The sequence below is a fragment of the Pseudomonas sp. SWRI92 genome, from assembly GCF_014268685.1.
GTDB classification, from domain to species: Bacteria; Pseudomonadota; Gammaproteobacteria; order Pseudomonadales; family Pseudomonadaceae; genus Aquipseudomonas; species Aquipseudomonas marvdashtae.
This window is the reverse complement of sequence record NZ_JABWQY010000003.1, coordinates 340,574-353,440: the sequence shown is the minus strand read 5'-3', so window position 1 is coordinate 353,440 and position 12,867 is coordinate 340,574. Positions and strand designations below refer to the sequence as shown.

Here is a 12,867-nt window from a genome sequence, read left to right as displayed (position 1 = left end):
GGGATTTATCCCCTCGCCACATTTGGCCAAGCCATCTGATGATCCTGACCCCATCCCCAAACCCGATCGAACTTCTCCCGCGCCTCCCGCCTCTACCTGACAAGCCCATCGCCCCGGTAAACGCATGGACCTTGTCATTGCCCGCCCCGAAGGCCTGTATTGCCCGCCGGGGGATTTCTACATCGACCCCTGGCGTCCGGTGGAGCGTTCGGTCATCACCCACGCCCACGGCGACCATGCCCGTGGCGGCAACCAGCACTACCTGGCAGCGGCCCCCGGCGAAGGCATCCTGCGTTCGCGACTGGGCCAAGACATCAACCTGCAAACCCTGCCCTACGACGAACGCCTGCAGCATCATGGCGTCACCCTGAGTTTTCATCCCGCCGGCCATGTACTGGGTTCAGCCCAGGTCCGACTGGAATACCAAGGCGAGGTATGGGTGGCGTCCGGCGACTACAAAGTCGAGCCCGACGGCACTTGCGCGCCATTCGAGCCGGTGAAATGTCACACGTTCATCACCGAATCCACCTTCGGCCTGCCGATCTATCGCTGGCAGCCCCAGGCGCAAATCTTCGACGAAATCAACCAGTGGTGGCACGGGAATATTGCCGCAGGCCGGGCCAGCGTGTTGTTCTGCTATTCCTTCGGCAAGGCGCAGCGAATTCTCCACGGCATCGACGCAAGCCTGGGACCGATCCTCGCCCACGGGGCGGTGGAGCCGCTGAACCGGGTCTATCGCGAGGCCGGTGTGCACTTGCCGCCGACGATTTACGCTGGGGATGTGAAGAAGAACGATCCGATCATGGGCCAGGCACTGGTCATCGCCCCGCCTTCCACCAGCGGCAGCACTTGGGTACGTCGTTTCGGCGACTACAGCGATGCCTTCGCCAGCGGCTGGATGCGCTTGCGCGGCACTCGTCGGCGACGCGGCGTGGACCGGGGCTTCGTGCTCTCCGACCACGCCGACTGGCCTGGCCTGCTTTGGGCCATCGAACAGACCGGCGCCGAACGGGTCATGGTCACCCACGGATCGGTCGGCGTGCTGGTGCGTCATCTGCGCGAACAAGGCCTCGATGCCCAGGGCTTTACCACGGAATACGGCGACGACGAAGAAGACAGCGTCTCGGCGGTCGACACTGGCGAGGAGGCCTCATGAAAGCCTTCGCCGAACTGTACGCCGACCTGGATGCCACCACTTCCAGCAATGCCAAGCTTGCCGCCATGCAGGATTACTTCAGCAAGGCGCCGCCCGAGGACGCCGCTTGGGCCGTGTACTTCCTCTCCGGTGGCCGGCCACGGCAGTTGGTGCCGGTAAAAATCCTCAGGGAACTGGCGGTCCAGATGTCTGGATTATCACTGTGGCTGTTCGAGGAAAGTTACCAGGCCGTGGGCGATCTTGCGGAAACCATCTCGTTGGTCTTGCCCGAATCCCCTCATAGCTCCGACGAAGGCCTGGCGCCGTGGATCGAGCAGAAGTTGCTGCCGTTGCGCGGCGAACCGCCCGAGGTCCTGGCCGAACGGCTGCCAGCGCTGTGGGCACAGCTCGACCGGCCAAGCCTGATGCTCTGCATCAAGCTCATCACCGGCAGTTTCCGCGTCGGCGTGTCCAAGCTGCTAGTGACTCGGGCGTTGGCCACCATGGCTGGGTTGGACAGTAAACGGGTGGCCCAACGTCTGGTGGGTTACACCGATCTGTCCCACCGCCCCACGGCGGCCAGTTACCTCAAGCTGATCGCTGCCGAGTCGAACGATGAACATGCCCAGCGCGGCGGGCAGCCTTATCCGTTTTTCCTGGCCCACGCCTTGTCGCAACCGGTTGAGCAATTCGACGCCCTGCTGGGGCCGGCCAGCGACTGGCAAGTGGAATGGAAATGGGACGGGATCCGTGCCCAGGTGATCAAACGCGACGGTCATCTATGGGTCTGGTCCCGAGGCGAGGACCTGGTGACTGAACGGTTTCCAGAATTGCATCCACTGGCGCAGGCGTTGCCCGACGGGACGGTGATCGACGGCGAAATCGTGGTCTGGAAAGCGCCGCAGGCGGTCACCGAAGACGCCTTTGATCCGGATGCCCCGCTGCAACCGGCAGTGCAGCCCTTTGCCCTGCTGCAACAACGCATCGGTCGCAAGACGCTGAGCAAGAAGGTGCTGGAAGACGCTCCCGTGGTGGTAATGGCCTATGACCTGCTGGAATGGCAAGGCGAAGACTGGCGCAGCCGCCCCCAGGCCGAGCGACGCGAGCAACTGGAGTCTCTGGTCGCCCGCTGCCACAGCCCGGTGCTGCTGCCGTCGCCCATTGTGACGGGCGAGGATTGGCTCGACCTCGCCCGCCAGCGCGAGGCATCCCGCAGCCTCGGCGTCGAAGGCATGATGCTCAAGGCTCGCAACGCGCTGTATGGCGTCGGCCGGACCAAGGACATGGGCGTGTGGTGGAAATGGAAGATCGACCCGTTCAGTGTCGACGCGGTGCTGATTTACGCCCAGCGCGGCCATGGCCGACGTGCCAGCCTGTATAGCGACTACACGTTCGCCGTGTGGGACAACCCGCCCGGCAGCCGCGAGCGCACCCTGGTGCCGTTTGCCAAGGCTTACTCGGGGCTGACCGACGCCGAGATGCGCCAGGTCGACAGCATCGTGCGCAAGACCACCGTGGAAAAATTCGGCCCGGTGAGCAGCGTGACGCCAACCCTGGTGTTCGAGCTGGGCTTTGAAGGCATCGCCTTGTCCAAGCGCCACAAGAGCGGGATCGCGGTACGTTTCCCGCGGATGCTGCGCTGGCGCCAGGATAAAACCGCTGAAGAAGCGGACACGCTGGCGACGCTTCAGAATCTGCTGAAGTAAGCTCATGAGGCATGTTTCCAATGTCTTTGGTCAGTGATCTAGCGCCCTGCATCACTGGCTCTACGCAATAGACGCCATGTAACGCATATAACAAAAACACTGCGAGCCGACGATCAACCGTTTGGAATATATTTATTTCATGCGACGTTGAAAAAACTATCGACACCCCACCTGCCGGCGGTATTTCTGACGCCGTAATTACGGCATCAGAACATGTACCAAGCATTGAAAAACCGACTTGCTCTTTCAAAGAGCAATGCTAATGTGACATTAGATTAGCGTCGCTGTTTTATATTTCCTTCGTCCAGAAAATCCCCAGTCTTTGCGCAACAGTGCAGGAAGACGAATTACTCGGGGAACGGGACGGCATCGCCACCCAGGCAAGGCCAAGCTGGGCCATGCCTTCCGGCGACAGGATGATCGGAATGAATTCCGAGTCATGCCATTCAGAGGAACCCCGAAATGATTGCGGAGAAGCGGTTCCAATCCTTGGATAGTTTCAGGGGGCTGTTGGCCATATCGGTGATGCTCTATCACTTGCGCATCAGTGGCAGTTTTACCGAATGGTTGTTATTTCGCCACGCCGAAATATTTGTCTCGTTCTTTTTCGTATTGAGTGGCTTTGTATTGACCCATGCCTATGGCCGCTCCGCACGTTTTAATTTTCGAAAATTCTTCATCACGCGAACCTTCCGCTTGCTCCCCCTGCACCTCTTCATGTTGAGCGTCTTTATAGCTCTGGAGTGCGGGAGATATATCGCATCCGAAAAAGGCATGAACTTCAATAACGTGCCTTTTACAGAAAAGTTTGCCCCGTCTGAAATTCTGCCCAATGCCCTGTTGTTGCAATCGTGGACGTATTTGACCAACCCCCTTTCGTTCAACTATCCGTCTTGGAGCATCAGTATCGAGTATTACACCTACATGATCTTCGCCCTGATACTGAGCATCGCTTTCGGAGCCAGGACGTGGGTATGGGGAGCCATGGTATTGGTGGCACTGGCGCAGATGTATATGGGCAATACCTTCTTCACCATCGAATCGTTACGGGGCCTGGCTTATTTTTTCACGGGCTGCCTGGCTTATGCCGTGTACCGGAGAATCCCCCACCCCAGTCAGGCCCGGACTGGAATGCTGACAACACTGGAAGTGATAGCGGTGGCAGCGGCGCTGGCTTTGGTGGTCAACGACTTTGAAGCCAAGCAGTTGCTGGCCAGCCTGTTGTTCGGTGTCGTCGTTGTGATATTTGCCTTTGACGGCGGTGCGGTATCACGATTGTTGGCGGGACGTGGCTTCGGTTTTCTCGGCAAGTTGTCCTACTCCATCTACCTGACCCACGCGGCGGTTCTCTTCTGCGTAGTGTCGGCGTTCATGGTGGCGAAGAAAGTCTCCGGCGTTGACATCGCCCCGGTGATAGACGGAACTCGCTACCTGGATCTCGGCAGCGTGACGCTCAATAACCTTGTCGCTTTGCTGGTGGTGGGATCGGTGGTCGTGGTGTCCATGTTCACCTACCGATATGTCGAGATGACCGGGCAATCTTTCGGTCGAGCGCTCAGCAACAAAACCGCCCTTAGCCCTCTATCAAGTCCCGATGCCAACCTGAAAAAAGCGCCATGACGACAACGCCAGGCGCCCACTCGCTACAGTAACGCCAGAAATGGGCGCCGCTCCATCCTGGTGCATATTTTGGTGTACGCTCCTCCCCGCGCACCATCGCGTTCCGTCCACCGCCGCCCGTGCTTTTAAAACACTTGTTCGGCACTATGGTTCGGAAATTGCTACCTTTATGCCGTCATACCGTTCAGACCTTCATCGGTAACAACTTATGCGCCACAAGCGCTCAAATTGGTTTTAGGGACTCAATAATGAAAAAAGCACTGCTGACCCTTTCTGCACTGGCGTTGTGCATGGCTGCTGGCGTCGCCACGGCCAAGGAATACAAGGAACTGCGTTTTGGTGTCGACCCGTCCTATGCCCCGTTCGAATCCAAGGCCGCCGATGGCAGCCTGGTAGGTTTCGACATCGACTTGGGCAATGCCATCTGCGAAGAGCTGAAGGTCAAATGCAAATGGGTCGAAAGCGATTTCGACGGCATGATCCCAGGCCTCAAGGCCAATAAATTCGACGGTGTGATCTCGTCCATGACCGTGACCCCGGCCCGCGAAAAAGTCATCGACTTTTCCAGCGAGCTGTTCTCCGGCCCAACGGCCTATGTATTCAAGAAGGGCTCGGGCCTGAGCGAAGACGTTGCCTCGCTCAAAGGCAAGACCGTGGGCTACGAGCAGGGCACCATCCAGGAAACCTATGCCAAGACCGTGCTGGACAAGGCCGGCGTCAAGACCCAGGCCTATCAGAACCAGGATCAGGTTTACGCTGACCTGACCTCCGGCCGCCTCGACGCCGCGATCCAGGACATGCTCCAGGCCGAGCTGGGCTTCCTGAAGTCGCCAAAGGGCGGCGACTATGAAGTCAGCAAGCCGGTCGACAGCGAACTGCTGCCTTCCAAGACCGCCATCGGTATCAAGAAAGGTAACAAAGAGCTGAAAGCGCTTTTGGATAAAGGTATCAAAGCGTTACACGACGACGGCAAATACGCCGAAATCCAGAAAAAACACTTTGGCGATCTGAATCTGTACAGCGGCAAATAATGCGCAGTGCCCACCCGGCCTCGGGTGGGCACTTTTTTTCTGCCAAAGGCACCTTCCATGTTCGAACAACTCCTACAAAATCTGGGGCTCTCGGCCTTCAGCCTGCAGGGCTTTGGCCCGCTGCTGATGCAAGGCACCTGGATGACGATCAAACTGGCGGTACTGTCGCTGTTGCTGAGCGTCTTGCTCGGCCTGCTGGGCGCCAGTGCCAAACTGTCCAGCGTCAAACTGCTGCGTATCCCAGCCCAGCTCTACACCACGCTGATTCGTGGCGTACCGGACCTGGTGCTGATGCTGTTGATTTTCTACAGCCTGCAAACCTGGCTGACCTCGTTTACTGATTTCATGGAATGGGAATACATCGAGATCAACCCATTCGGCGCCGGGGTGATCACCCTGGGCTTCATTTATGGCGCGTACTTCACCGAGACGTTTCGCGGCGCGATCCTCGCGGTCCCTCGCGGGCAAGTCGAAGCCGCCACGGCTTATGGCCTCAAGCGTGGCCAGCGCTTTCGCTTCGTGGTGTTCCCGCAGATGATGCGATTTGCCCTGCCGGGCATCGGCAACAACTGGATGGTCATGCTCAAGGCGACCGCCCTGGTGTCGATCATTGGCCTGGCCGACCTGGTCAAGGCCGCCCAGGATGCGGGCAAGAGCACCTATCAGCTGTTTTACTTTCTGGTGCTGGCGGCGCTGATCTACCTGTTGATCACCAGCGCATCCAACTTCGTCCTGCGTTGGCTTGAACGTCGCTACGCCGCCGGGGCTCGGGAGGCGGTGCGATGATCGAACTCTTGCAAGAATACTGGCGTCCGTTCCTCTACAGCGACGGCAATAACATCACCGGCCTGGCCATGACCCTGTGGCTACTCAGCGCCGCGTTGCTGATCGGCTTCGTGGTGTCGATCCCGCTGTCCATCGCGCGGGTTTCGCCCAAGGTCTACGTGCGTTGGCCGGTGCAGTTCTACACCTATCTGTTTCGTGGGACACCGCTCTACATCCAGTTGCTGATCTGCTACACCGGCATCTACAGCATCGCGGCCGTGCGCGAGCAGCCGCTGCTCGACAGCTTCTTTCGGGACGCGATGAACTGCACGATCCTGGCGTTCGCCTTGAACACCTGCGCCTACACCACGGAGATTTTCGCCGGGGCGATTCGCAGCATGAACCATGGTGAAGTCGAAGCGGCCAAGGCTTACGGGTTGACCGGCTGGAAGCTCTACACCTACGTGATCATGCCTTCGGCGCTGCGTCGCTCGCTGCCGTATTACAGCAACGAAGTGATTCTGATGCTGCACTCGACGACCGTGGCGTTCACCGCTACCGTTCCAGACGTGCTGAAAGTCGCCCGGGATGCCAACTCGGCGACGTTCATGACGTTCCAGTCGTTCGGGATTGCCGCGTTGATCTACCTGACCGTCACGTTTGCACTGGTCGGCCTCTTCCGCCTCGCCGAGCGTCGCTGGCTGGCTTTTCTAGGGCCGACTCACTAAAGCTTCCGCTCCCAGGACACACACGTAAATGCGCCACCAGATTCATGACCTGTTGGCCCCGCTGCCGGGGACCGCACGCAAGATCCACAGTTTTCACTTCGGCCCGGAAAAAGCCGTCGGCAAAATCTACATCCAGGCCTCCCTGCACGCCGACGAATTGCCGGGCATGCTGGTGGCTTGGCACCTCAAGCAGCGCCTGGCCGAACTCGAGGCTTCGGGTCACTTGCGGCACGAAATCGTACTGGTGCCGGTCGCCAATCCTATCGGCCTTGAACAAGTGCTGATGGACGTGCCCCTGGGCCGCTACGAGTTGGAAAGCGGACAGAACTTCAACCGCCGGTTCGTCGACTTGAGTGAAGAAATCGGCAACGAAATCGAAGGCCTGCTCACCGACGACCCGCAGCACAACCTATTGCTGATCCGCACCAGCCTGCGCGACGCCCTGAACCGGCAGACCGCCAGCACGCAACTGCAATCCCAGCGCCTGGTCCTGCAGCGACTGGCCTGCGACGCCGACATGGTGCTGGACCTGCATTGCGATTTCGAAGCCGTCGCGCACCTTTACACCACGCCGCAAGCCTGGCCCCAGGTCGAGCCGCTGGCCCGCTACATCGGCGCCGAGGCCAGCCTGTTGGCCACCGACTCGGGCGGACAGTCGTTCGACGAGAGCTTCACGCTGCTCTGGTGGCAACTCAAGGAACGTTTCGGCGAGCAATTTGAGATTCCCCTGGGCAGTTTTTCGGTTACCGTCGAATTACGCGGCCAGGGCGACGTCAACCATGGCTTGGCGAGTCTCGACTGCCAGGCCCTGATCGAATACCTGATTCACTTCGGTGCCATCGACGGCGAACCAGTGCTGCTGCCCGAGCTGCCCTACCCGCCCACGCCGTTGGCCGGTGTCGAACCGGTGACGACGCCGGTCGGCGGTTTGCTGGTCTACAGCGCCCTGCCCGGTGAGTATCTGGAGGCCGGACAGCTGATCGCGGAAATCATCGACCCGATCAACGACACCGTGACACCTGTTCATTGCCGTAATGCCGGGCTGCTGTACGCCCGCTCGCTGCGCCGCATGGCCACTGCCGGCATGGTAATCGCCCATGTCGCCGGGACCGAAGCCTACCGCAGCGGCTACCTACTTTCGCCTTGAGGATGCCTGTTCCATGTACAAACTGACCATCGAAGGCCTGCATAAAAGCTACGGCGAACACGAGGTGCTCAAAGGAGTTTCGCTCAAGGCCAGGACCGGCGACGTCATCAGCCTGATCGGCGCCAGCGGCTCGGGCAAAAGCACCTTCCTGCGCTGCATCAACTTTCTGGAACAGCCCAACGACGGCGCCATGAGCCTGGATGGCCAATCGATCCAGATGATCAAGGATCACCACGGCATGCGCGTGGCCGACGCCGACGAACTGCAACGCATCCGCACGCGCCTGGCCATGGTGTTCCAGCACTTCAACCTGTGGAGCCACATGACCGTGTTGGAAAACATCACCATGGCGCCGCGCCGGGTGTTGGGTGTCAGCAAGGAGGAGGCCGACGATCGCGCCCGTCGCTATCTCGACAAGGTGGGTTTGCCGGCACGCGTCGCCGAGCAATATCCGGCGTTTCTTTCCGGCGGCCAGCAGCAGCGCGTGGCCATCGCTCGCGCCTTGGCCATGGAGCCGGAGGTCATGCTGTTCGACGAGCCGACCTCGGCGCTGGACCCGGAACTGGTGGGTGAAGTCTTGAAGGTTATCCAGGGTTTGGCGGAAGAAGGGCGGACCATGATCATGGTGACCCACGAGATGAGCTTTGCCCGCAAGGTGTCCAATCAGGTGCTGTTCCTGCACCAAGGCCTGGTGGAAGAAGAAGGCGCGCCGGAAGACGTGCTGGGTAATCCGAAGAGCGAACGCTTGAAACAATTCCTAAGCGGTAACTTGAAGTAAGCCGCTACGCATCATTGCGCCGGCTCCGTCATCTTGAATATGACGGAGCCGGCATTGATCATATGCCCTGTTAATATTTTTCCAGACGGAAACTTCCACCACTGAAGGTCCGCCCGCGTTCATCCACACCGCCAAAAGTGCCCGCGCATTGAACGTCGCCCCCCACCGTCACACTCAATACGCCAGAACGGAGCGGTGAAAGACTCCGGCGCAGCATAAAGTGAACCTCGGGATATCCGGGCTCGCCCAAGTCATATTCCTGTTGCCCCTCCGGCATGCTTCGAGGAAGCCAAATGGAGAGACCTCGACCGTTTTCGTCATGCGCTGACAGAAGGTAGCAGCTGCCTGCGTCACGATATTCCAACTCACCATCAACTCGGAATTCATAGGTGGAGCCGTCAAGCTCCATGTTCGCGTGAAGGTGCCCGTTAAAAAAACTCATTGGAATTCCTTTCCATTATTTATGCTGATTTCTGGCTTGCGGTCCCTGACCAAGAGGCCGCATTAAACACAGTTTCCCCGCACCTGTTAATCCTGCATCGGCGCTATAGTTTCACCTAATGTAAATTACAGCGTTCGCGTATTAAGTTTGCATTTGAATAGGCCACCAACCCAGCAAGGCAAATCCACACCGGGTGGACACCAGAATAAAGGGCGTCATTGAAGTTGACTGCTCACAATTTGTCCGCTGAACGTTTAATCGCAAGGCGCCATAAAACCTTTTCCTTGCGCCCGAGGTCATTGAAAGAGGACTCTCAAGGCGCATGCAGCGGGTATGGCGACATCCAACAACTTCGCGAAACAGTGGTTCGATGCCCGCGGCTGGAAGCCGTTCGCTTTTCAAAAGCAGGTGTGGGCTGCGGTCAAGCGCGGCGAGTCGGGGTTGCTGCATGCCAGCACCGGTGCTGGCAAGACCTACGCCGTATGGTTCGCCGCCCTCAACCGTTTCGCCCGCTCAGCGCCGCCGCCAGACAAACCGCGCAAACGAAAATCGCCAGCCGAACCGTTGACGGTCTTGTGGATCACGCCAATGCGTGCATTGGCCGCCGACACCGGCAAGGCCCTCGAAGCGCCTCTTGCCCCCTTGCAAATCCCCTGGAGCGTTGGCCTGCGCACCGGTGACACCAGTGCCAGCGAACGCGCCCGCCAAGGCCGCCGCTTGCCCACGGCACTGATCACCACGCCGGAAAGCCTGACCCTGATGCTAGCCCGCGCCGACGCGCAAACAGCGGTTTCGACGCTGCGCATGGTCGTGGTGGATGAATGGCACGAATTGCTCGGCAACAAGCGCGGCGTCCAGTTGCAACTGGCCTTGGCACGATTGCGGCGCTGGAATCGCGAGCTGATCGTCTGGGGTGTATCCGCAACCCTGGGTAACCAAGCTCACGCCGAGCAGGTACTCATCCCAAAAGGCGATGGAATCAGCGTGCAAGGCGCCAACGCCAAAGCGCTACAGGTCGATACGTTGTTGCCGCCCACCCTCGAACGCTTTCCCTGGGCCGGGCACATCGGCTTGAAAATGCTGCCCCAGGTGGTCGCTGAAATCGACGCCAGCAGCAGTTGCCTGGTGTTTACCAACACCCGCGCGCAATCGGAAATCTGGTACCAGGCGATTCTCGAGGCACGTCCGGATTGGGCCGGGCTTATCGCCCTGCACCACAGCTCGTTGTCCCGCGACACCCGCGATTGGGTGGAACGGGCGTTGAAGGACGGCCAACTCAAGGCGGTCGTGTGTACGTCCAGTCTGGACCTCGGTGTTGATTTCCTGCCGGTGGAACGGGTGTTGCAGATTGGCTCCGCCAAGGGTGTCGCGCGGTTGATGCAGCGTGCCGGACGCTCCGGACATGCGCCTGGGCGGACTTCGCGGATAACGCTGGTGCCGACCCACAGCCTGGAACTGATCGAGGCGGCCGCCGCCCAGGACGCCGTGGCGCAGCGGCGGATCGAGCCCCGAGAGTCGCCCCACAAGCCTTTGGACGTGCTGGTCCAGCATTTGGTCAGCATGGCCTTGGGCGGCGGTTTCGTTCCCGATGAGCTGCTTGAGGAGGTGCGCGGCGCCTGGGCCTACCGGGACCTGAATCTGGCCGAGTGGGCGTGGGCCCTGGCATTCGTGCGCCACGGCGGCCTGTCGTTGACCGCCTACCCTGACTACCGACGGGTCGAGCCGGACGAACACGGCATCTGGCGCGTGCCCGATGCACGTCTGGCCCGGCGTCATCGCATGAGCATCGGCACCATCGTCAGCGATGCCAGCCTGCAACTGAAATTCTGGAGCAAGGGCGGTGGCGGCAAGACCCTGGGCAGCGTCGAAGAGGGTTTCATCGCCCGCCTTCGGCCTGGCGATGGCTTCCTGTTTGCCGGACGCTTACTGGAACTGGTCAGGGTCGAAGACATGACCGCCTACGTGCGCCGTAGCCAGGCAAAAAAAGCCGCCGTGCCACGCTGGAACGGTGGGCGGATGCCGCTCTCAAGCGAGTTGGCGGCCGCCGTCGTGGCGCGCCTGAGCGAAGCCGCCGCTGGCCACTTCGACGGCCCGGAAATGCAAGCCGTGCAGCCTTTGTTATCGACCCAGCTACGCTGGTCCGGCTTACCCACGCAAAATACCTTGTTGGCTGAAGCGCTTAAATCGCGGGAAGGCTGGCATCTGTTTATCTATCCGTTTGCCGGGCGCCAAGTCCATCTGGGACTGGCGAGCCTGTTGGCCTGGCGCGTCAGCCAGCAACAGCCGGTGACCTTTTCCATCGCCGTCAACGACTACGGCTTGGAACTGCTCAGCGCTACGGTGGTGGATTGGTCGAAACATCTGAACCCGACACTTCTAAGCGTTGAAAACCTCTTGGACGATGTGCTCGCCAGCCTGAATGCCGGGGAGCTGGCCTTGCGCCGCTTTCGCGAAATCGCTCGCATCGCCGGCCTGGTCTTCGCCGGCTACCCCGGCGCGCCGAAAAGTACCCGGCAAGTCCAAGCCTCGAGCGGGTTGTTTTTTCAAGTGTTCAAACAATACGACGCCGATAACCTGCTGCTGGCCCAAGCCGGGGAAGAAGTCTTGCGCGAAGAACTGGATATACGTCGACTGGAGCAGACCTTGCAACGCCTCGGTACATTGACGCTGGACCTGCACCTCATCAAGCGCCCCACGCCCTTGGGCTTCCCGCTGCTGGTGGAGCGTTTTCGCGAAAGCATGAGCTCGGAGAAGCTTGCCGATCGCATTCGCCGGATGGTCAGCGAACTGGAAAAAACCGCCGATCGAGGGGGCGCCTGATGCCCGCCCCGTATCCGGTCAACCTCGCGGGAGAAGAACTCTGGCTGCTGCCGCAAAAGGCCGTGTATTGGCCGGCCCAGGAAACCTTGCTGGTGGCCGACGTACATTTCGGCAAGGCCGCGGCTTACCGCAGTCTCGGTCAACCGGTGCCCCACGGCACCACCGCGAGCAACATCGCGGCACTCGATGCACTGCTGGCCGACCTGCCGTGTCGACAGTTGATCTTTCTCGGGGATTTTCTCCATGGGCCCGGTTCTCACGCACCCGGCACCTTGAAGGCACTTTCCGATTGGCGTGAGCGACATCCGCACCTGGCCATGACGCTGATTCGCGGCAACCACGACAAACGCGCCGGCGACCCGCCATCGACGCTGAACATTCGCGTGGTACCGGAGCCTTTGCTGCTGGGACCCTTCGCCGTGCAACACGAGCCCAATCCACACCCCAGCCGTCATGTGCTGGCCGGGCACGTGCACCCGGTCTATCACCTGACCGGCAAGGGCCGGCAGCGCCTGCGCCTGGCCTGCTTTCGATTGGGCAGCGACATCAGCCTGCTGCCGGCCTTCGGTGCATTCACCGGAGGCTATCGGGTCGAACAGGACAAGGACTGCAAGATCTTCGTGGTCGGCGACAATGAAATATGGCCGATCGGCTGAAAGCTTCAAGCTTCAAGCTTCAAGCTTCAAAACAAGGCT

11 protein-coding genes are annotated in these 12,867 nt (G+C 60.0%); 10 read left to right on the top strand and 1 reads right to left on the bottom strand.

The window, feature by feature from the left end:
• The first annotated feature begins 124 nt into the window (after positions 1-124).
• The 8 genes from HU762_RS08200 to HU762_RS08165 all read left to right on the top strand — a co-directional run bounded on the left by HU762_RS08200 (position 125) and on the right by HU762_RS08165 (position 8,910).
• Positions 125-1,156, top strand: a complete 1,032-nt coding sequence (locus HU762_RS08200) for a ligase-associated DNA damage response exonuclease (protein ID WP_186635198.1) — start codon at positions 125-127, stop codon at positions 1,154-1,156.
• Positions 1,153-2,841, top strand: coding sequence for an ATP-dependent DNA ligase (locus tag HU762_RS08195; RefSeq protein ID WP_186635195.1), 1,689 nt, complete (start codon positions 1,153-1,155; stop codon positions 2,839-2,841). The genes HU762_RS08200 and HU762_RS08195 overlap by 4 nt, the downstream gene beginning before the upstream one ends.
• 462 nt (positions 2,842-3,303) lie before the next feature.
• The gene (locus tag HU762_RS08190; RefSeq protein WP_186635193.1) at positions 3,304-4,461 is read left to right on the top strand and encodes an acyltransferase; all 1,158 of its coding nucleotides are present in this window, start codon (positions 3,304-3,306) and stop codon (positions 4,459-4,461) included.
• Between the two features lie 248 nt (positions 4,462-4,709).
• On the top strand, positions 4,710-5,492 hold the full coding sequence (locus HU762_RS08185; RefSeq protein WP_186615295.1) for a transporter substrate-binding domain-containing protein: 783 nt from the start codon (positions 4,710-4,712) through the stop codon (positions 5,490-5,492).
• Between the two features lie 57 nt (positions 5,493-5,549).
• On the top strand, positions 5,550-6,278 hold the full coding sequence (locus tag HU762_RS08180; protein WP_186635190.1) for an ABC transporter permease: 729 nt from the start codon (positions 5,550-5,552) through the stop codon (positions 6,276-6,278).
• Positions 6,275-6,985, top strand: a complete 711-nt coding sequence (locus tag HU762_RS08175; RefSeq protein WP_186635187.1) for an ABC transporter permease — start codon at positions 6,275-6,277, stop codon at positions 6,983-6,985. Before HU762_RS08180 ends, HU762_RS08175 begins: the two co-directional genes overlap by 4 nt.
• 28 nt (positions 6,986-7,013) lie before the next feature.
• Positions 7,014-8,132: a succinylglutamate desuccinylase/aspartoacylase family protein gene (locus HU762_RS08170; protein WP_186635184.1), complete on the top strand. Its 1,119-nt coding sequence runs from the start codon at positions 7,014-7,016 to the stop codon at positions 8,130-8,132.
• 13 nt (positions 8,133-8,145) lie between these two features.
• Entirely contained in the window at positions 8,146-8,910 is a 765-nt protein-coding gene (locus HU762_RS08165; protein ID WP_186615287.1) for an ATP-binding cassette domain-containing protein, read from the top strand.
• A 70-nt stretch (positions 8,911-8,980) separates the two neighbouring features.
• Here HU762_RS08165 and HU762_RS08160 read toward each other — a convergent pair whose 3' ends face one another.
• A complete protein-coding gene (locus tag HU762_RS08160) occupies positions 8,981-9,352 on the bottom strand; it encodes a hypothetical protein (RefSeq protein WP_186635181.1) in 372 nt (123 codons plus the stop codon).
• Between the two features lie 333 nt (positions 9,353-9,685).
• On the opposite strand from HU762_RS08160, the gene HU762_RS08155 reads away from it, so the two are divergent.
• Both HU762_RS08155 and pdeM read left to right on the top strand, forming a co-directional pair.
• A complete protein-coding gene (locus HU762_RS08155) occupies positions 9,686-12,172 on the top strand; it encodes a ligase-associated DNA damage response DEXH box helicase (RefSeq protein WP_186635178.1) in 2,487 nt (828 codons plus the stop codon).
• A complete protein-coding gene (gene pdeM / locus HU762_RS08150; protein WP_186635175.1) occupies positions 12,172-12,828 on the top strand; it encodes a ligase-associated DNA damage response endonuclease PdeM in 657 nt (218 codons plus the stop codon). Before HU762_RS08155 ends, pdeM begins: the two co-directional genes overlap by 1 nt.
• The last annotated feature ends 39 nt before the right edge of the window (positions 12,829-12,867 follow it).